The organism is Deinococcus gobiensis I-0, assembly GCF_000252445.1.
GTDB lineage: Bacteria > Deinococcota > Deinococci > Deinococcales > Deinococcaceae > Deinococcus > Deinococcus gobiensis.
On the sequence record NC_017805.1, the window covers coordinates 17,582 to 36,368 of the forward strand.

The 18,787-nt window shown below is 71.2% G+C and carries 15 protein-coding genes; 9 read left to right on the plus strand and 6 right to left on the minus strand.

Going from position 1 to position 18,787, the window contains the following annotated elements; genetic code table 11:
- Window positions 1-186 precede the first annotated feature (186 nt).
- The 6 genes from DGO_RS15130 (at window position 187) to DGO_RS15155 (ending at window position 7,742) form a co-directional block, all read left to right on the plus strand.
- A complete protein-coding gene (locus tag DGO_RS15130; RefSeq protein ID WP_226991537.1) occupies window positions 187-1,395 on the plus strand; it encodes a methyl-accepting chemotaxis protein in 1,209 nt (402 codons plus the stop codon).
- The gene (locus tag DGO_RS15135) at window positions 1,392-4,295 is read left to right on the plus strand and encodes a hybrid sensor histidine kinase/response regulator (RefSeq protein ID WP_014695422.1); all 2,904 of its coding nucleotides are present in this window, start codon (window positions 1,392-1,394) and stop codon (window positions 4,293-4,295) included. Before DGO_RS15130 ends, DGO_RS15135 begins: the two co-directional genes overlap by 4 nt.
- Window positions 4,292-5,038 (plus strand): DUF4388 domain-containing protein, encoded by a 747-nt coding sequence (locus DGO_RS15140; protein ID WP_014695423.1) that lies wholly within the window; start codon window positions 4,292-4,294, stop codon window positions 5,036-5,038. The genes DGO_RS15135 and DGO_RS15140 overlap by 4 nt, the downstream gene beginning before the upstream one ends.
- A 33-nt stretch (window positions 5,039-5,071) precedes the next feature.
- Complete coding sequence (locus DGO_RS15145) at window positions 5,072-5,815, plus strand: response regulator (RefSeq protein WP_014695424.1); 744 nt, start codon at window positions 5,072-5,074, stop codon at window positions 5,813-5,815.
- A 146-nt stretch (window positions 5,816-5,961) separates the two neighbouring features.
- Entirely contained in the window at window positions 5,962-7,479 is a 1,518-nt protein-coding gene (locus tag DGO_RS15150; RefSeq protein WP_014695425.1) for a sensor domain-containing diguanylate cyclase, read from the plus strand.
- A 59-nt stretch (window positions 7,480-7,538) separates the two neighbouring features.
- Complete coding sequence (locus DGO_RS15155; RefSeq protein WP_014695426.1) at window positions 7,539-7,742, plus strand: hypervirulence associated TUDOR domain-containing protein; 204 nt, start codon at window positions 7,539-7,541, stop codon at window positions 7,740-7,742.
- A gap of 50 nt (window positions 7,743-7,792) precedes the next feature.
- On the opposite strand, the gene DGO_RS15160 is transcribed toward DGO_RS15155, so the two are convergent.
- The 6 genes from DGO_RS15160 to DGO_RS15185 form a co-directional block, all read right to left on the minus strand.
- Window positions 7,793-9,016, minus strand: coding sequence for an MFS transporter (locus DGO_RS15160; RefSeq protein WP_014695427.1), 1,224 nt, complete (start codon window positions 9,014-9,016; stop codon window positions 7,793-7,795).
- A gap of 23 nt (window positions 9,017-9,039) precedes the next feature.
- A complete protein-coding gene (locus DGO_RS15165; RefSeq protein WP_014695428.1) occupies window positions 9,040-9,876 on the minus strand; it encodes an ABC transporter ATP-binding protein in 837 nt (278 codons plus the stop codon).
- The gene (ntrB, locus tag DGO_RS15170) at window positions 9,869-10,699 is read right to left on the minus strand and encodes a nitrate ABC transporter permease (protein WP_014695429.1); all 831 of its coding nucleotides are present in this window, start codon (window positions 10,697-10,699) and stop codon (window positions 9,869-9,871) included. Before ntrB ends, DGO_RS15165 begins: the two co-directional genes overlap by 8 nt.
- Window positions 10,700-10,774: 75 nt before the next feature.
- Window positions 10,775-11,998 (minus strand): CmpA/NrtA family ABC transporter substrate-binding protein, encoded by a 1,224-nt coding sequence (locus DGO_RS15175; protein WP_014695430.1) that lies wholly within the window; start codon window positions 11,996-11,998, stop codon window positions 10,775-10,777.
- A 41-nt stretch (window positions 11,999-12,039) separates the two neighbouring features.
- Window positions 12,040-12,552: a cyanase gene (cynS, locus tag DGO_RS15180; RefSeq protein ID WP_014695431.1), complete on the minus strand. Its 513-nt coding sequence runs from the start codon at window positions 12,550-12,552 to the stop codon at window positions 12,040-12,042.
- Window positions 12,553-12,598: 46 nt separating this feature from the next.
- Window positions 12,599-14,713 (minus strand): molybdopterin oxidoreductase family protein, encoded by a 2,115-nt coding sequence (locus DGO_RS15185; protein WP_043804096.1) that lies wholly within the window; start codon window positions 14,711-14,713, stop codon window positions 12,599-12,601.
- Window positions 14,714-14,951: 238 nt separating this feature from the next.
- Here DGO_RS15185 and nirB point away from each other — a divergent pair, with 238 nt between their 5' ends.
- Genes nirB through DGO_RS15200 form a run of 3 tightly spaced genes read left to right on the plus strand, consistent with a single transcriptional unit; the run spans window position 14,952 to window position 18,777 of the window.
- Window positions 14,952-17,534: a nitrite reductase large subunit NirB gene (gene nirB / locus DGO_RS15190; RefSeq protein WP_014695434.1), complete on the plus strand. Its 2,583-nt coding sequence runs from the start codon at window positions 14,952-14,954 to the stop codon at window positions 17,532-17,534.
- A 41-nt stretch (window positions 17,535-17,575) separates the two neighbouring features.
- Window positions 17,576-17,962, plus strand: coding sequence for a nitrite reductase small subunit NirD (gene nirD / locus DGO_RS15195; RefSeq protein ID WP_014695435.1), 387 nt, complete (start codon window positions 17,576-17,578; stop codon window positions 17,960-17,962).
- Window positions 17,941-18,777, plus strand: a complete 837-nt coding sequence (locus tag DGO_RS15200; protein WP_014695436.1) for a uroporphyrinogen-III synthase — start codon at window positions 17,941-17,943, stop codon at window positions 18,775-18,777. Before nirD ends, DGO_RS15200 begins: the two co-directional genes overlap by 22 nt.
- The last annotated feature ends 10 nt before the right edge of the window (window positions 18,778-18,787 follow it).

Below are 18,787 nucleotides of genomic sequence, written 5' to 3' on the forward strand. Positions count from 1 at the left end.
GTGCCCGAGCGCCTCTCGATCACCTCCGCCGAACTCGCGCAGCTCAGTCCCGCCTACCTGGGCGCGCTGTACGGCACCTTCAAGCAGTCGGTGGGCACGCTGGGGACCATCCTGAACGGCGAGGTCGCCAGCCACACGCGCGGCCTGCAACTGCGCACCCTGCTGCTGATCCTGGGCACGCTGCTCGTGGCCGGACTGCTGTACCTCATCGCCCGCTCGATCACCGGTCCGCTGGGCACGCTGACGAGCGCCTCGCGCCGCCTGGCCGCCGGGGACCTGCAGGTCAACGTGCCGGTCACCACCCGCGACGAGGTGGGCCTGCTGACGACCTCCTTCAACACCGCCGCCGCGCAGCTGCGCGAAAACGCCGTGCGCGTCGAGCAGGAACGTCTCGAAGCCCAGAAGCTCCAGAACAACATCGGTGAATTCCTCGACGTGACCATGGACATCGCCGGCGGCGACCTGACCCGGCGCGGCCAGGTGACCGAGGACGTGCTGGGCAACGTCGTGGACTCCATTAACCTGATGACCGACGAGCTGGCGCACGTGCTTCAGGAAGTGCAGCAGGCCTCGCAGTCGGTCACGGGCGGCTCGCAGGCGATGCTGGGCACGACCGCCCAGATCGAGCGCGGCACCCAGGCGACGGTGGAAGAAGCCCGCCGCGTGTCCGATCAGGCCGCCGAGGTCACGCAGGCCATCCGCCTGATGGCGCAGAACGCCCAGTCCTCGGCCCAGACGGCGCAGCAGGCGCTTCTGGCCTCGCAGCAGGGGCAGGAAGCGGTGGAAGGCACCCTGAGCGGCATGCAGAACATCCGCCGCGAGGTGCAGGGCGTCGCCAAGCGCATCAAGGGCCTGGGCGACCGCTCGCTGGAAATTCAGGACATTGTGGATACGATCACCCAGATCACCCGGCAGACCCACCTGCTGGCGCTCAACGCCTCCATCGAGGCGGCGGGCGCGGGCGAGGCGGGCGGGCGCTTCAGCATCGTCGCAGACGAAGTGCGTAAGCTGGCCGACACCTCGGCGCAGGCCACCGGCCGCATCGCCACGCTCATCAAGAACGTGCAGGCCGAGATTCAGGACGTGATCACCAGCGTGGAGGACGGCACCCGCGAGGTGGAGCAGGGCTACCGCGTGGCCGGCAGCGCCGGTGAACGTCTGCGCGAACTGGGCGTGCTGGCGACGCAGGCCGCGCAGTTCGCCGAACTCATCGCCGACTCGACCCAGAGCCAGGTGCGCGCCGTTGAGCAGATGAGCGGCGCGGTGGGGCAGATCGCCAGCATCGCCCAGGAATCGCAGGGGTCGGTGACGCGCGGACGCACGGCCGCCGAACAGCTCGAACAGCTTTCTCAGGAACTGGGCGCGAGCCTCGCGCGCTTCCGGCTGCCCGCATGACCTCCTTCGCCGCGCGCTCCCCCGCCCTGAGCGCCGAACTGATGGGGGCGTTCTATGCCGAGGCCGGCGAGGTGCTCGCCGACCTGCGCCGGGGCGTCGCGGCGCTGGACACGGTCGCCCCGGGGGCCTTCGTCCCCGCCCTGGCCCCGCTGAGCCTGCTGGCCCACCGCCTGCGCGGCAGCGCCGGGCTGTACGGCTTCGCGCAGTTCTCGGTGCTGTGCGGGCTGCTCGAGCGCGTCCTGGACGCCCGCCCCGAGTTGCCCGCCCAGGAGCGGACCGACTACGTCGCCCTGCTGGACACGGTCTGCCGCGTGCTGGAAGGCAGCCTGGACACCCTGCGCGCCGGGGGCGACGACCGCGACCTGGGGCAGGCCTTCACGCGTCAGGGCGGCACCGAGCAGCTGCGCGCCCTGCTGCGCGCGGTGCCGGCGGCCTTCACGCTGCGCGCGCCGGCCCACGCGGTTCCCCAGGCCGACCCCGACGCCGACCCTGCTGGGGAGGGTACGGGCGACACGGCCTCCGAGCTGCGCGGCTTCGTGCGCGAGCAGGCCGAGGTCTGGGACTACTTCGCCCCGGAAGTGCGCGAGCACCTCGCCGCCCTGCGCGCCGAACTCGCGCGCGGCGAGGCCGGCGACCTCGGCGTGATGTTCCGCGCGGCCCACACCATCAAGGGCAGCGCCTACATGGTCGGCCTGAACGTGCTGGGCGATTTCGCGCACGGCGCCGAGGACCTGCTGGGCGCCGTGCGCGCCGGCGACCTGGGCCTGAACGCGGGCGTGCAGGGACTGCTCGAACAGGCGGCCGACCTGGCCGACGACCTGCTGCTCACGGCCGAGGGCGGCGAGCCGAGCGGCGGCGCGGCCCTGCTGCCCCGCCGCCTGGCGCACCTGAGCGAGGGCCTGCGGCGCATGGCGAGCGGCGAGGCCCCGTTGGCCCCCCTGTCGGCCACGCCCGCACCCACGGCCCCGGCGGCGGCCGCCGCTCCCGCCGAGCCGGCCCAGGCCGTCGCCGAGGCTGCGCAGCGCACCAGCATCCGTGTGCCGGCGGCGCAGATCGAAGGCCTGCTCGACCAGGTCGGCGGGGCCGTGACCTCGCGCGCGCGCCTCTCGAACCTGCTCGGCCGCCTGGCCGACCTCGAACGCAGCATGAGCGACAGCCAGCAGCGTTTCCAGCGCGCGGTGCGCGACTTCGAGGAACGCCACCTCAACCCTGACCTCGTGCAGCGCGACGACGCGCCCATGAACAGCGAGCGGCCCCTGACCGGGCAGTTCGCGGAGCTGGAATTCGACACCTACGACGACCTGAACATCCTCTCGCGCAGCGTGACCGAGCTGAGCGCCGACTTCTCGGAAGTGCGCCGCAACCTCAGCGACACGGTGGCCGAGTTGCAAGACGAGAACGAGCGCCTGGGCAAGCTGCTGCGCGGCCTGCGCCTCGCGGTGAACCGCACGAGCCGCGTGCCCTTCACGCAGGCCACCGCCCGCCTCAAGCGCTGGGCGCGCGAGCAGCAGGGCGAAGAAGGCAGCCTGCCCTTCGACCTCGTGACCGAAGGCGAGGACATCCAGGTCGAGAGCAGCGTGCTCCAGCGCCTGACCGGGCCGCTCATGCACCTGCTGACCAACGCGGTCTCGCACGGGCTGGGCAGCGCCGAGGGCCGCGTGCAGGCGGGCAAGGCCGCGCGCGGTCAGGTCTGGCTGCGCGCCGCCGAGACGGGACAGTTCCTAGAAGTCACGGTGGCCGACGACGGGCAGGGCCTGGATCTGGACCGCGTGCGCGAGCGCGCCCTGACCGGCGGCCTGCGTTCGGCGCAGGAACTCGGGCGCATGGGCGACGACGAACTCGCCCGCCTGATCCTGCTGCCGGGCCTCTCGACCGCCGCCGAGGTCGGCCGGGTGGCCGGGCGCGGCGTGGGCATGGACGCGGTGGCGACTGCCGTGCGCCAGCTGGGCGGCGAGCTGCTCATCCAGACCGAGCGCGGGGTCGGTACGGCCTTCACCCTGCGCCTGCCGACCGCGCAGCGCATCATGGACCTCCTGCAGGTACGCGTCGGCGGCCCCGAATCGCCGGAAGTCGCCTTCGCGCTGGCCTCGGTGCGCGCCCTGCGTGACGTGCCCGCCGAACAGATCGTGCAGGAGGGGGGCGAGCGCTATGCCCGCTTCGAGGGTGAACTGGTTCCGGTCGTGGACCTGCGCCCGCTGTGGGGCCAGCCGGCCGGCGAGGTGCGGTCGTACCGCCTCGTGTTCCTGACCTCGGTGATCGGCATGGTCGCCGCGCAGGTGGGCGAATTCGGCGAACTCGTCGAAGCCGGGGTCACGGCGCCGGGCCTGGCGCTGGGCTCGCTGGACTACCTCTCGGGCCTGGCGCTGGCACCCAGCGGCGAGGTGCGCCCCGTGCTGGAACCCGCCGGGCTGCGCCGCCTCTCGCGCCGTCCCCAGGCGTGGCTGCGCCAGGAGACGGTGGCCGAGAAGGCGCCGCTGCGCCGGCTGCTGCTCGTGGACGACTCGCTGAGCGTGCGCAAGCTCGTGGGCCGCATGCTCGAACGCGGCGGCTACGAGGTCCATGTGGCCGCCGACGGCCAGGAGGCGCTGGACCTGCTGCACCTCGACCCGCACTTCGACGCGGTCGTCACCGACCTGGAGATGCCGCGCGTGAACGGCTACGAACTCATGGAAGGGCTGCGCTCGCGCTTCAGCACCGCCGCCCTGCCCATGCTCGTCATGACCACCCGCGCGGGCGAGAAGCACCAGCGGCTGGCCTTCCAGCTCGGCGCGACCGACTACTTCACCAAACCCGTCAATGAGCCGCTGCTGCTGCGGCGCCTGGAATCGCTGTTCGCGCCCCAGGGCCTCGCCGCGCAGGCACTCGCCTCGCGCGACGCCACGCTGGAGGACTGGGCATGAGCGCCGACCAGGGCACCGTCCGGCTGCTGACCATCCTCTCCGACCCCTCACGCGCGGCGCTGTACGCGGCGCTTGCCCGGCAGGCCGGCATGGACGTGCTGGAGGCCGACGGCGGCCTGCCCGCGCTGACGCAGCTCGAACGCACGCCGGTCTCGGCCGTGGTGTGCGACGCCCAGCTCTCCGACATGAGCGGCGCCGAATTCGCGGAGGTGCTGGCCGAGACCTTCCCGGACCGGACGCCGCCCCTGCACCTCCTGAGCCCCGGCGGCGAAATGGAAACCACGCCGCAGATGTTCCGGCAGGTCATGCGCTCGCTCGACCGCTCGCCGCACCTGCTGGGCGCGCCGCTGTGCGAGGAGGCCCCCTCGCAGCTCCAGGGCCAGCTCGTGGATTTCCCGCTGGGCGACCTGCTCGCCTGGGTGGGCGAGATGGGGCTGCACGGCCACTGGACCGTGGACCTGGGCACCGAACTGTTCTCGCCGGGCGCCTACCTGCTCATGCAGGCGGGCGACGTGGTGTATGCCGAGTACGCCGGGCTGAGCGGCAAGGCGGCCATGACCGCGCTGATGCGCGCCGTCGAGCAGACGGAGCACGCCGGGTTCCGGTTCTGCGCCGTAGCCGCTCCACTGCCGGTGCCGCGCATGACCGACCTGCACCTCTCGACCTCCCGCCTGCTGCTCGAGGTCGCCGTGGACCTCGACCACGCCCATTCCGGGCCGGTCCCGCACCGGTCCCTGTCCTGATTCCGCTTCCCGTGTTCTGGAGACCCCCCGTACATGCCTGAAATCCTGATCGTCGACGACAGTGTCAGCGTCCGCAAGGCGCTGGAAATCACCTTCCGCAATCACGCCCTGGACAGCCGCAGCGCCTCAAGCGGTGAGCAGGCCCTGGACATGCTCGACGAGGCCGCCGCCTGCGACCTGCTGATGGTGGACGTGATCATGCCCGGCATGAGCGGCCTGGAGCTGTGCAGCCGCCTGAAGGCCGACGCCCGCTCGGCGCACCTGCCCGTGATCCTGATGAGCGGCAACGTGGACGACGAGGTCCGCGCCCAGGCCCGCGAGGCCGGGGCCAGCGGCGTGCTGCGCAAGCCCTTCCGCTCCGAGGAACTGATTCCCCTCGTGCAGGAGGTGCTCGCCGCCCACCGTCAGACGGCCGGCGACGCCGAGGCCACCGGGCCGGCCCCCGCCGCGCCCGCCATCGACGACGGCGACCTGGGGGCACTGAACGCCCTGCTCCAGACCTACGAGGACCACCCGCAGGTGCGCGACGTGGTGATCCTGGACCGCCAGGGCCAGCCGCTCAAGCAGACCGGCAACGTGCTGCCCGAGAATATCCAGCTGTTCGCCCGTTTCTTCACGAACACGGCCGGCGTGCTGGGCCGCCAGATGCTGGGCGAGGACATCGACCAGGTCAGCATCCGCTACGGCGCGCACCAGATGGTCATCCACAACCTGCCGGGTCATTTCGTGGTCGTGCTGATGGGCGCGCCCGAGTCGGCGGCGCGCGTCGTCAACTGAGTCCCGCAGCCCGCGCGGAGCGCGGCAACTGGCGGCCGTTCCCCACTTCCGGTGGGGGCGGCCGGTTTCGGTGAATGGCCGGTCAGAACGCCTTCAGGGCGAGGGATGTCCGAATTGCGTCAGGGAACAGGTGCTAGCGTCGGGCCATGATTCGGGGACCTGTGCCGACAGACGAGGCCGCTAGACTTCTGGACCTCAACGGTTACGGCATCCTGGATACCCCTGCCGAGGAAAACTACGACCGCATCGTGCGCCTGGCGTCGCGGCTGCTGGGCACCCCCGTCGCCGTCCTGAATTTCGTGGACGAGCACCGCCACTGGAACAAGGCCGCGACCGGGGCAGAACGCGCCGAGCTGGCCCGCACCGACGCGCCCTGCGCCTGGACGATCATGGAGGACGCGCCGCTGGTCGTGCCTGACCTGACGGCCGACGAGCGTTTCGAGGGCCTGGGGCTGGTGCAGGACGGAGCCAGGATGTACGCGGGGACCCCGCTGATCACGCCGCGCGGCCACCGTATCGGGACGCTATGCGTGTTCGATACCGCCCCCCGGCAGCCGACCAGCGACGACCTGCTGATCTTGCAGGACCTCGCCGCGCTGGCGGTCAGCGAACTGGAGCTGCGGTCCCATACGAGCGAGCTGAGCCGGCAGCTGGACGCCCAGGAGCTGTACGCCGCCGGGCTGCGGCGCGAGCTGAGCAACGCCCAGACGCTGGAGGCGGTCACGGCCCTGAGCAACATGAACGGCACTCCGGAGGAGATCACCGTCCACGCCGCGCAGCTGCTCGGGCAGGCGGTCGGGGCCGACTGGACCGGGCTGGTGACGGTCCGGGAACAGGGCACGCAGGTCCATGTGGTGCAGATGCAGCAGGATTTCCCTGCGCCTCTGGCCCAGCTGCTCCAGCAGTCCAGCACCCAGAGCCGGGGCGTGACGGCCACCCTGCTCGACGCGCAGCAGAACGTGTATGTGGACCACTACGCCGCCCACCCCGCCTCGCTGCCCAATGCGGCCGGGCTGGGCCTGCGCGCCATCGCCTGGGTGCCGCTGGGCCTGTGGGGTCAGGAGCGCGCGGTCCTGGCGGTCCTGCGGGCCGGGGGCGAGGAGCGGCGGCCCTGGCGCGCCAGCGACCGCGCCCTGCTGGAAGCGGCGGGCCGCAGCATCCGCAGCGCCATGCAGCGCCACGACGCGCTGGCGGCCGCCACCCGCATCTCCAAACAGGACTCCCTGACCGGCGTCGGCAACCGCCGCGCCCTGGAGGAGGCGCTGTGTGAGGCCGCCCCGGACAGCGACTGGACCGTGAGTCTCATGGACCTCGACGGCTTCAAGAGCCTCAACGACACTGCCGGACACGCCGAGGGCGACAAGGCGCTGCGGGTCTTCGCCGGGGCGCTGGCGGCCGAGTTCGCGCTCGACGGTCAGGTGTACCGGCTGGGCGGCGACGAGTTCGTGCTGCTGCTGCCGGGCCTGTGGGCCGAGGCCGACGTGCTGGACCGCATCGACCTCGCGGTGCTGGCGGTGCGGCAGGTCGCGCCTACGCCGCTGGGCGTGAGCCTCGGCAGCGCGACGACGCAGGAAGGCGCACTGGAGGACCTGCTGGGGCGCGCCGACCGGCGCATGTACGCCGCCAAGCGCCGCCGCAAGACCAGAGCGCCGGTCGGCGTCTGAGGGCCGGCCCCGTATCATCCCTGACAGCTCCGCGCCGCCGCGCCGTGCCACCCTGCGCCATGACGACCTTCAAGAAGGGTGACCGGGTGAAGTGGAGCAGCCACGGCGGCGAGGCGCACGGTGAGGTGGTGCGCGTGGCGCACGAGGACGGCGAGGTGCAGGGCTTCCACTACCGCGCGAGCAAGGACGACCCGCGATACATCGTGAAGCTGGAGGACGGCCGCCACGCCGCCCATACCGCCGACGCGCTCTCGAAGGCCTGAAATCGGAGAAGGCCGGGCGCACGGGGGCCCGGCCTTCCTTCTGCTTCAACTCACACCAGCGACGGTTGCCGGCCCAGTGACCGCAGACGCAACATGCTGCCCAGAAATACGAGGCCGCTGAAGCCGGTCAGGACCAGCAGGGTCATGAACGCCGCGCCCGCGCCCAGGCTGGGGGCCAGCGCCGCGAAGGTCAGCGGCAGGATGAAGCCGCCCAGGCCGCCCAGCAGCCCCACCAGCCCGCCGACCACGCCCATCTGGCCGGGGTACCACTGCGCGACCAGGGTGTAGGTGCTGGCCTTGCCCACGCCCATGCCCACGCCGACCACGGTGGTCAGCAGCACGAAAGGCACCAGTGCCAGCTCGCGGGTCAGGGGCAGCAGCCCCAGCAGCATGACTGCGAAGGCCGCGACCGTCACGCCGCGCGGCCCGAAGCGGTCGCTGAGGTAGCCGCCCAGCGGGCGCAGTAGGCTGGCCGGAAAGATGAACAGCGCCGTGAGCAGCCCGGCCTCGGCCAGCGGCACGCCAGAGTGGTCCACGTAGAATTTGGGCAGGTACAGGCTCAGGGCCACGTAGGCGCCGAAAAACACCACGTAGTACAGCCCGAAACGCCAGACCTGCGCGTTGCCCAGTGGCCGTAGCCAGTCGCCCAGCGTGCGCGTGGTCTGCCGGGGGAGGTCGGCGGGGGTAAAGCGCGCCGTGAGCAGGCCCACGCCCAGCAGCAGCAGCGCGAACAGGAAGGGCACGAAATGCCAGCCGCCGGGAATGAGCAGCCCGGCCGGCACCAGCCCGACGAGCAGCGGCGCGGCCAGCTTGGTGAGGCTGGCCCCCGCGTTGCCGGCCCCGAAGGTGCCCAGCGCGAGGCCCTGGCGCGCGGCGGGGACCCACTGCGCGATCCAGGCGTTGCCGACCGCGAAGCTCACGCCCGCGAGACCCACGCCCAGCGCCAGGGCCAGGATCATGCTGAAGCTGTGTGCGAAGGCCAGCGCCAGCGCAAAGGCGGCCGTCACGAAGGTCACGCCCAGGAACAGTTTCTTGCCGCCCAGGCGGTCGGCGAGCAGCCCGGCGGGCAGCCGCAGCAGCGACCCCGTGAGGACCGGAATGGCGGTCAGCAGCGCGAACTGCGCGTCGCTGAGCCCGAACTGCTTGCGGATGGGCAGCGCCACGATGGCGAACATCACCCATACGGCGAACATCAGCGTGAAGCCGGTGGTGGACCAGGCGACCACCCGGCGGGCGTCGGCGGTCAGGGCGGGAGCGGCGGGGGAGTGGGTCATGTCGGGGCCTCCTTCGTGCGGGATCAGTGGTGGGTCGCCAGGACCGTGCCCAGCAGGTGCAGCATGTGGGCCTTGAGGTTCAGGTACGTCGGGTGGCTCACCAGTTCAGTGCGGTCGCGCGGGCGCGGCAGGTCCACGGTCAGGACCTCGTGGATATGGGCGCGCGGGCCGTTGCTCATGACCACGATGCGGTCGCTGAGGTAGATCGCCTCGTCGATGTCGTGCGTGACCATCACCACGTTGCTGATGCCGCTCTCGCCCTCGGTGCTCCACATGCCCAGCAGTTCGTCCTGCAGCTTGCCCTTGGTGATGGCGTCGAGCGCCCCGAAAGGCTCGTCGAGCAGCAGCACGCGCGGCTGCACCGCGAAGGCGCGGGCGATGGCGACGCGCTGGCGCTGCCCGCCCGACAGGGCCGAGGGCCGCTTGTGCTGGTGCGGCCACAGCCCGACCATCTTCAGGGCGTGGTCGGTCGAGGCGTCGCGCTCGGCGGCGTTCATGTCGGTGCGGGCGGCCCTCAGGGCCTCGGTCACGTTGGCGCGCACGCTCAGCCAGGGCAGCAGCGAGTAGTTCTGGAACACCATCGCGCGGTCGGGGCCGGGGCCGGTGATGGTGCGGCCCAACAGCTTCACGCTGCCCTCGCTGGGGTGGTCCAGCCCCGAGATCAGGTTGAGCAGCGTGCTCTTGCCGCAGCCCGAGTGCCCGATGATGCTCACGAACTCGCCGGGCCAGATGTCCAGGTTCACGTTCTCCAGCGCCACGAAGTTGCCGTAGCGGCGGTGTACGCCCGCGATGTCCAGCGCCGGGGTCAGCGGTGAGGCGATGGCCGAAGCCTTGGGGTTGAGCAGGGCGGCTTCAGACATACGACACCTTCTTTTCCAGCAGGTTGAACAGGCGGTCGAACAGGAAGCCGGTCACGCCGATGATGAGAATGGCGCACACCACGTTCGCCAGGTTCAGGGCGTTCCAGGCGTCCCAGACGTAGAAGCCGATGCCGCTCTTGCCGCTGAGCATCTCGGCGGCCACGATGACCATCCACGCGATGCCGAACGAAATCCGCAGGCCGGTCACGATGTGGGGCAGGGCGTAGGGCATCAGCACCCGGAAGACGTACTGCCCCGGCGTGAAGCGGAACACGCGCGCCACGTTCTTGAAGTCCTGGGGCACGCCGCTGACCCCGAAGGCCGTGTTGATGACGGTGGGCCACAGCGCCGTGATGAAGATGATGAACACCGTCGCCGGCTCGGCCGACTTGAACAGCGTCAGGCCGATGGGAAACCACGCCAGCGGCGAGACCGGGCGCAGCAGCTGCACCACCGGGTCGAGCACCCTGCGGATGCCCGGAATGCTGCCCATCACGACGCCCAGCGGAATGGCGACGAGCGCCCCGAGCGCGAAGCCCGAGAACACGCGCGTCAGCGACGACATGAGCAGGTTCAGGATGCCCTGGTCGTTGGGGCCACGGTTGTACCAGGGGTCGCGCAGCAGGCCCACGAGGGTCGTGGCGATCACGCCCAGGCTGGGCAGGTCCGGGCGCAGGGCGGCGGCCCCGGCGTACACCAGCGCGAGCAGGGCCAGACCCAGCACGAAAAAGCCCAGCCCTTGCAAGGGCGCGCGCAGGTCTACGCGGCGCGGCGCGGCGGGGGGCGCGGAAACGGGGGCACTGGTGGGGCGGGTCGTGGTCATGGCGTCTCCAGACAGGGGGGAGGCGGGGGCGGCAGGCAGGAGAGGGGCGCGCGGCGCGGCGCGCCCGACTGGGGCTCAGCTCGGCAGCGGGTGGGCCTTGATGTAGGCGGCCGGGTTCTTGGGGTCGAAGGTCCAGCCGTCGATGGTCGTCTTGATGGTCGCCATGTCGTCGTTCGGCACCTTGAGGCCCGCTTCCTTGGCGACCTCGCGGTACAGGTCGTCCATGATGAGTTTCTCGGCCACCGCCTGGTAGTCGGGCGCGGTCTTGAGGAGCCCGAAGCGCACGTACTGGGCCAGGAACCAGATGGCGTGGCCGTGGCGGGGCAGGTTGGTCTGGCCGGCGCGCGAGAACATCATCTGGTCGCCCAGGAACTGCTTGTTGCCGATGATGCCGCCCATGTCGTACTTGCCCTCCAGGCGGCCCTCGATCACGTCGGCCGAGGCGTTGACGTACTTGCTGGCGCTGATGACCTTGGCGGCCTGACGGCGGTTGGGCAGCGAGTCGAGCCACGCCGAGGCGTCGAGCACCGCGCGCATCACGGCCTTGACCTCGTCGCGCCGGGCCGAGAACTCCTTGTTGAGCACCAGCGCCTTCTCGGGGTGGTTGCGCCACAGCTGCTGGGTGGTCAGGTGCGTGAAGCCGATGCCCTGCTGCACGGCCACGCCGGGCCACGGCTCGCCCACGCAGAAGCCGTCCATGTTGCCGACCTTCATGTTGGCGACCATCTGGGGCGGCGGCACGGTGATGATGCCGACCTTGCTCTGGTTCACGCCCGCGTTCGCCAGCCAGTAGCGCATCCAGATGTCGTGGGTGCCGCCGGGGAAGGTGACGGCGAAGGTCGGGGCCTTGCCCGAGGCGACCAGCTTGCGGATCATCTCGCCCGCCGCCTTGGGGTCGCCGCCCGCCGCCTTGAAGCTGTTTTCCAGCGCGATGCCCTGGCCGTTGTTGTCCAGGATCATGGCGATGGGCAGTTCCTTGCCCGCCGGGCCGCCGATGCCGGTGTACACGCTCAGGGGCATGCCGAACAGACAGTGCGCCGCTTGCAGGTCGCCGCTGAGCAGCCCGTCGCGGGTCGCGGCCCACGACGCCTGCTTGATCACGTTCACCTCGACGCCGTACTTCTTGAAGTAGCCGAGTTCCTGGGCCATCACGATGCTCGCGCAGTCGGTCAGGGCGATGAAGCCGATGTTGATGGGCTTTTTGGCCTGGGCACGGGCGAACTGCGGCAGGGTGGTGGCGGCGGTGACGGCGGCGGTGCTGGCGGCGAGCTTGAGGAACGAGCGGCGGTCGTGGGTCATGTGGCTCCTGGAATAAAGAGAAGGGGGGAGGGGCGCAGGATTTACTTCGTTTCGGGCGTCGCCCAGTGGTACGGCAGGAATTTGCCCGCCATCTTGATCGTCACGCGGTCGCCGTCGGGGTGGGCCTCGCGGCCCAGCTCCAGCCGGAAGTTGATGGCGCTCATGATTCCGTCGCCGAATTCCTCGTGGATCAGGGTCTTGAGGGTGGGGCCGTACACCTGAAGCACCTCGTACAGCCGGTAGATGGTGGGGTCGGTGGGAGGCAGGGTCTCGAAGGACCCGCGCGACACGAAGGCGGTCAGGACCGGCGCGCCGCTTTCCGGCAGGCCCAGCAGCCCCAGCAGGGAGGCGGCCATCGGGGCGGGCATGGGGTGCTGGCCTTGCAGGGCCGCCCCGAGCCACACGCGGTCGGCCCCGAGCTGCGCGCCCAGGTTGGTCAGGGTCAGGCCACGCTCCTGGCGGGCCGCCCCGATCTGCGCGAGCAGTTCGGCGCGCGTGGGCCGGGTGGCGGAGGGGGTCAGGGTGTCTGTGCTGATCAGGGTATCTGGGGTCATGGCGTCTCCTGAAACGGGCGGGGAAGGTCAGCAGGGAAGACTGGACTTACAGGGGCGCGGCGGCCCGGATGGAGGGCGGCGCTCCGGCCAGCGTCGCGGCCACGCCCACGGGGTGCAGCGTGACGGCCGTGCCCTTGAACTGCGGCATGCGCGAATGGGGGTCCAGCGTGTCGGGGTCGGTCAGGAGGTTGGCGGTCCCCGGCCAGTGGAAGGGCAGGAACACGGTGTCGGACCGGATGCCGGGGGTCAGGGCGACGGGCAGCACCGCCTCGCCGTGCGCGGTGCGCAGCCGCACCGGGTCGCCCGCGCCCAGGCCGTACTCGGCGGCGGTGCCGGGGTGCATCTGGGCGGTGGCCTCGGCCTTGAGGGCCGGGTTGCGCCGGCTCTGGGTGCCGCTCTGGTACTGGTTGCCCAGCCGTCCGGTGATCAGGGTCAGGCTGCGCGGCGCGCCCAGCGTGACCCGCACCTCCGGCACCCGCAGCGTCGCCAGGCCGTCCGGCGTGGGGTAGCTGGGCGCGTAGGCGTGCGGGGTGTCGGGGCCGCCCGCCGACTTCACCGGCCACTGGGCGCTGGCGCGGTCCAGGCGCTCGGCGCTCAGACCGCTGTAGTCGGCCTTGCCGCCCTTCGTCGCCGCGAAGAACTCGTCCTGCACCTCGCGGAAGCTGCCGTACATAAAGCCCTGGGACCGGCACACGGCGGCGGCGAGGTCGCACAGGATGCGCCAGTCCTCGCGGGCGGCCCCCGGCGCGGTCATGGCCCTGCGGCGGCGCTGCACCCGGCCCTCGAGGTTGGTGGTCGTGCCTTCTTCCTCGCACCACATGCTGCCGGGCAGGACCAGCGTGGCGAGCTGCGCGGTCTCGCTGGGCAGGAAGTCGATGACGATGAGGTGCTTCAGGGCCTTGAGGCGCTCGGTCACCTGCCCGGCCCCCGCCGCGCTGACCACCGGGTTGCTGCCCAGCACGATGAGGGCCTCTATGCCGCCCTGTTCAGTGGGCTGGCCGCAGGCGTTCAGCAGTTCCTGGGCGCTGTAGCCCGGCTGCGGCAGGTCCTCCGGCGCGACGCCCCACAGCGCGGCCATCTCGGCGCGGTGGCTGGAGTCGCGCAGGCTGCGCGCGCCGGGGAGCTGGTCGTTCTTCTGGCCGTGCTCGCGCCCGCCCTGACCGTTGCCCTGGCCGGTCAGGGTGCCGTAGCCGCCGCCCGGCTTGCCGAAGTGCCCGGTCAGGAACGCGAGGTTGATGAAGGCCTGCACCGTGTCGGTGCCCTGCGCGCTCTGCTCGGGGCCGCGCCCGGTCAGGATCAGGGGCTTGGCCGCGTCGGCGTAGGCGCGCGCCAACGTCAGGAACTCGGTTTCGGAAATGCCGCACTCGTGGGCTACGCGGGCGGCCGGGTAGTCGTCCGCGTGCGCGAGCACCTCGGCCATGCCGTGGGCAGGGGCGGTCGGGCGAATCTTGCCCCACGCCTTCATCTGGTGCAGCAGTCCCAGCGCCAGCACGCCGTCGCTGCCGGGGCGCAGGTTCAGGCCGCGCCCGGCGACCTTGGTGGTGGTCGTGGCGCGCGGGTCGATGGCGTAGATCACGCCGCCCCGGTCCTTGGCCGCCTTGAGGTACTGCATGATCGGCGGCAGCGTCTCGGCCACGTTGGCGCCGACCAGCAGGATCAGGTCGCTGGTGCCGATGTCCTCCAGCGGAAAGCCCAGGCCCCGGTCGTAGCCCACCGTGCGGTTCATGGCCGTGCTGGCCGAGGCCATGCAGTAGCGGCCGTTGTAGTCGATGTTGCCCGTTTTCAGGGCCACGCGGGCGAACTTGCCCAGCAGGTAGGTCTTCTCATTGGTCAGGCTGCCGCTGCCGAACACGCCCACGCGGTTCGGGTCACTGTCCAGCAGCGGCGTCAGGGCTTCGCGCACGTAGGCCATCGCCTCGGCCCAGCCCACCGGGACCAGTTCGCCGCCTTTGCGCAGCAGCGGCGTGCTCAGGCGGTCGGGGTGGCGCAGGTCGCTCAGGGCGGCGAGGCCCTTTTTGCAGACCGTGCCGTGCGCCACCGGGCAGTCCCTGGTCGGCGTGACTTTCACCGGCAGCCCGCCTTCCAGGTGCAGGTCGAAATTGCACTGCACGGCGCAGTACGGGCAGGTGGTCCGGACTGTGGTGGGAGTGGGCGCGCTCATGCAGCCGAGCTTGCCGACTGGCAGGTAGGTTGTCAACCCCAAATTTGCAAAAATGGGCAAGACTCTGTAACAAGTGGCAGAAAATCGAGTCTGTCATCTAGATTTAGGATCTAAATCTACAAATTGTCCAGATATTTCTTGACAACCTGCTAGTATTGCGGCTCAATGGCGGCAGAGGCCGGCCGGCCTGCTCTTCCCGCCGGCTCCGTTCCCCCGCTTTTCGGAGGCGTTTTTTCCCATGACTGACTTTGCGACCCCCCACCCTGCGCCCCCGGCCCCCCACGTCCTGATCGTCGGTAACGGCATGGTCGGCCACCGCTTCGTGGACGCCCTGCGTGCCCAGGCCGGTCCGGACATCCTGCGCGTGACGGTGATCAGCGAAGAGTCGCGCCTCGCCTACGACCGCGTGCGCCTCAGCAGCTTTTTCGACGATCCCCAGCCCGACCTGTCCCTGACCACCCCGGAGAACTACGCCGGGCAGGGGGTAGACGTGGTCTACGGCCGCGCGCACGAGGTGGACACCGCCGCGCGCACGGTGACGGTCGGCGACCGGGTGCTCGGCTACGACGCCCTGATGTTCGCCACCGGCAGCTTTCCCTTCGTGCCCCCGGTGCCGGGCAAGGACGCGGCGGGCTGCTTCGTGTACCGCACGCTCGACGACCTCGAAGCGATCCGCGCCGCCGCCCTGGGCGCTGGGCGTGGCGTGGTGATCGGCGGCGGCCTGCTGGGCCTGGAGGCCGCCGGGGCGCTGCGCAAGCTGGGCCTGGAGACGCACGTCGTCGAGTTCGCGCCGCAGCTCATGCCCGCGCAGCTCGACCCCGAAGGCGGACGCGCGCTGCAGAACATCATCGAGGAGATGGGCATCGGCGTGCACACCGCCAGGGCCACCCGCGAGATTACGCTGGACGCGCAGGGCCGCGTGACCGGCCTGGACTTCGCCGACGGCAGCCGCCTGGACGCCGATCTGGTGGTGTTCTCGGCCGGCATCCGCCCGCGCGACGACCTCGCCCGCGCCAGCGGCGTGCCGGTGGGCGAGCGCGGCGGCATTCAGATCGACGACCATTGCCGCACCGGCACCCCGGGCGTCTACGCGGTGGGCGAGTGCGCGCTGCACGGGGGCCGCGTGTACGGTCTGGTGGCCCCCGGCTACGCGATGGCGAAGGTGGCCGCCTCGAACGTCCTGATGGACCTGGGGCTGCGGCCCGCCGCCGAGGTGCACTTCACCGGGGCCGACCTCTCGACCAAGCTCAAGCTGCTGGGGGTCGAGGTCGGCAGTTTTGGCGACGCCAAGGGCACGACCGAGGGCTGCCGCACGGTCAGCCTGAGCGACAACGTGCGCGGCACCTACTCCAAGCTGGTGCTCTCGCCCGACGGCACGAAGGTGCTGGGCGGCCTGCTGGTGGGCGACACCTCGCGCTACGGCGACCTGCTCGACCTGACCATGAGCGCTGCCCCCCTGACCGTGCCGCCCGAAACCCTGATCGTGCCGCCGCTGCCCGGCGGGGCCGCGCCCACGCTGTCCGCCAACGCCCTGATCTGCTCGTGCGAGAACGTGCGTCAAGGCGCCATCTGCGGCGCGATTGCCGACGGCGCGCGCGACGTGGCCACCCTGAAAAAATGCACGGGCGCGGGCACCGGCTGCGGCGGCTGCGTGCCCAGCCTGCACGGCCTGCTCCAGAGTGAACTCGCGCGCCTGGGCGAGACTTTTTCCAACCACCTGTGCGAGCACTTCGCCTACTCGCGCCAGGAACTCTTCGACCTCGTGCGGGTCAAGGGGCACCACACCTGGGACGAGGTACTGGGCGCGCACGGCCACGGCCTGGGCTGCGAGATCTGCAAGCCGGCGGTGGCGAGCATCCTGGCGAGCCTGTACAACGAGCACATCCTGAAGCCGGGGCATGCGCCCCTCCAGGACACCAACGACGCCTTCCTGGCGAACATCCAGAAAAACGGCACCTACTCGGTCATGCCGCGCGTGCCGGGCGGCGAGATCACCGCCGATGGCCTCATCGCCATTGGCGCGGTCGCCAAGCGCTACGGCCTGTACTGCAAGATCACGGGCGGGCAGCGCATCGACCTGCTCGGCGCGCAGCGCGACGACCTGCCCGCCATCTGGGAGGAACTCATCGCGGCCGGCTTCGAAAGCGGGCACGCCTACGGCAAGAGCCTGCGCACGGTCAAGAGCTGCGTCGGCAGCACCTGGTGCCGCTACGGCGTGCAGGACAGCACCAGCCTCGCGGTGCGCCTGGAACTGCGCTACCGGGGCCTGCGCAGCCCCCACAAGCTCAAGAGCGGCGTGTCGGGCTGCACCCGCGAGTGCGCCGAGGCGCGCAGCAAGGACTTCGGGATCATCGCCACCGAGAAGGGCTGGAACCTGTACGTGGGCGGCAACGGCGGCGTGACGCCCAAGCACGCGGTGCTGCTCGCCTCCGACCTCCACGAGGACGAGGTCGTGCGCCTGCTCGACCGCTACCTGATGTTCTACGTGCGCACCGCTGACCGCCTCCAGCGCACCTCGACCTGGCTGGAAAACATGGACGGCGGCCTGGACTACCTGCGCGCCGTGATCATGGACGACCGCCTGGGCATCTGCGCCGAGCTGGAAGCCGAGATGGAGCGCCATGTGGCGAGCTACGAAGACGAGTGGGCCCGCGCCGTGGCGACCCCGGAGATGCGCGCCCGGTTCCGCACCTTCGTGAACAGCGACGCCCGCGACGACGGCGTGCAGTGGGTGGACGAGCGTGGCCAGATCCGCCCCGCCGACCTGCCCCCGGGCCTGACCCACCTGACCCCGCTGCCGATGGCCGGCGGCGACGACTGATGCCCGCCCTGTCCCGCACCCGCCCTGCCGAGGAGGCCCCCATGACCACCCTGCCGATCCCGACCACCGCCCCTGTCGCCCCCGGCCAGCCCCTCACCTGGACGCGCGTCTGCGCACTGAGCGACATCCTGCCCGGCACCGGCGTGTGCGCGCTCGTGGGGGGGCGGCAGGTGGCGGTCTTTTCCGTCGCCGGCGAGGTCTTCGCGCTGGGCAACCGCGATCCCTTCACCGGGGCCAACGTGATGTCGCGCGGCCTGACGGGCAGCTACCTGCGCGGCGACACGCAGGAACTGAAGGTCGCCTCGCCCCTGCTGAAAAACGCCTTCGACCTGCGCACGGGCCGGAGCCTCGACGACCCGGCCCTGGGCCTGCCGGTGTACGCCGCGCGTCTGGAGGGGGGTGACGTATGGATTGGTTCGCCGGATTGAGGGTCCTGAGCCTGGAGTCACGCCGCGCCCCGGAGATGGCCACCCTGATCGAGAAGTACCAGGGTGTGCCGATGGTGGCCCCCAGCCTGGCCGAGCAGAAACTCGATCTCGGCGGCGTGCTCGACCGCTTTGAGGCCGAACTGGAGGCCGGCCGGGTAGACGCGGTGGCCTTCATGACCGGGGGCGGCACCCGGCTCTTTCTGCGCGACCTCGCGGCCCGCGACCCCCGGCACCTGGAAACCCTGCGGGGGCTGCACCTCGTCGCGCGCGGCACCAAGCCCATGCAGGCCCTCAAGACCTTCGGGCTGGGCGCGGTCAGCGTGCCCCGGCCCCACACCTGGCGCGAGGTGCAGGCGCACCTGCTGGACACCCTGAAGCCCGGCCAGCACGCGGTCATGCTGGAATACGGCGAAGCGGCTCCGCCCGCCATGCTGCGTGAACTGGAGGCGGCCGGGCTGCGCGTGACCAGCGTACCGGTCTACCGCTGCATCTTTCCCGAGGACACCGCGCCGCTGGCCCGCGCGGTCGAGGCGACGGCGGCGGGCGACCTCGACGTGCTGCTGCTGTCCAGCGGAACCCAGGTCCTGAACTTTCTGACCTACGCCGAGAGTCTCGGCCAGCTCGGGGCGGTGCGCGCGGGCCTGCGGCGCATGGTGGTCGCCAGCATCGGCCCGGCGTGCAGCGAGGCGGCGGGCGAACTGGGCGTGCGCATCGACCTGGAGGCCAACCCGCACAAGATGGGCATTCTGGTGCGCACGGCCGCCGAACACGCGCCGGGGCTGCGCGAGCGTGCCTGGCCGCGTCAGGCCGGCTGAGTCTCCCTGC

Bases quoted from the DNA above. Each gene is read 5' to 3' on its own strand.
- DGO_RS15135 (WP_014695422.1), top strand. From the start codon at position 1,392: ATGACCTCCTTCGCCGCGCGCTCCCCCGCCCTGAGCGCCGAACTGATG.
- DGO_RS15140 (WP_014695423.1), top strand. From the start codon at position 4,292: ATGAGCGCCGACCAGGGCACCGTCCGGCTGCTGACCATCCTCTCCGAC.
- DGO_RS15145 (WP_014695424.1), top strand. From the start codon at position 5,072: ATGCCTGAAATCCTGATCGTCGACGACAGTGTCAGCGTCCGCAAGGCG.
- DGO_RS15150 (WP_014695425.1), top strand. From the start codon at position 5,962: ATGATTCGGGGACCTGTGCCGACAGACGAGGCCGCTAGACTTCTGGAC.
- DGO_RS15155 (WP_014695426.1), top strand. From the start codon at position 7,539: ATGACGACCTTCAAGAAGGGTGACCGGGTGAAGTGGAGCAGCCACGGC.
- DGO_RS15160 (WP_014695427.1), bottom strand. From the start codon at position 9,016: ATGACCCACTCCCCCGCCGCTCCCGCCCTGACCGCCGACGCCCGCCGG.
- DGO_RS15165 (WP_014695428.1), bottom strand. From the start codon at position 9,876: ATGTCTGAAGCCGCCCTGCTCAACCCCAAGGCTTCGGCCATCGCCTCA.
- ntrB (WP_014695429.1), bottom strand. From the start codon at position 10,699: ATGACCACGACCCGCCCCACCAGTGCCCCCGTTTCCGCGCCCCCCGCC.
- DGO_RS15175 (WP_014695430.1), bottom strand. From the start codon at position 11,998: ATGACCCACGACCGCCGCTCGTTCCTCAAGCTCGCCGCCAGCACCGCC.
- cynS (WP_014695431.1), bottom strand. From the start codon at position 12,552: ATGACCCCAGATACCCTGATCAGCACAGACACCCTGACCCCCTCCGCC.
- DGO_RS15185 (WP_043804096.1), bottom strand. From the start codon at position 14,713: ATGAGCGCGCCCACTCCCACCACAGTCCGGACCACCTGCCCGTACTGC.
- nirB (WP_014695434.1), top strand. From the start codon at position 14,952: ATGACTGACTTTGCGACCCCCCACCCTGCGCCCCCGGCCCCCCACGTC.
- nirD (WP_014695435.1), top strand. From the start codon at position 17,576: ATGACCACCCTGCCGATCCCGACCACCGCCCCTGTCGCCCCCGGCCAG.
- DGO_RS15200 (WP_014695436.1), top strand. From the start codon at position 17,941: ATGGATTGGTTCGCCGGATTGAGGGTCCTGAGCCTGGAGTCACGCCGC.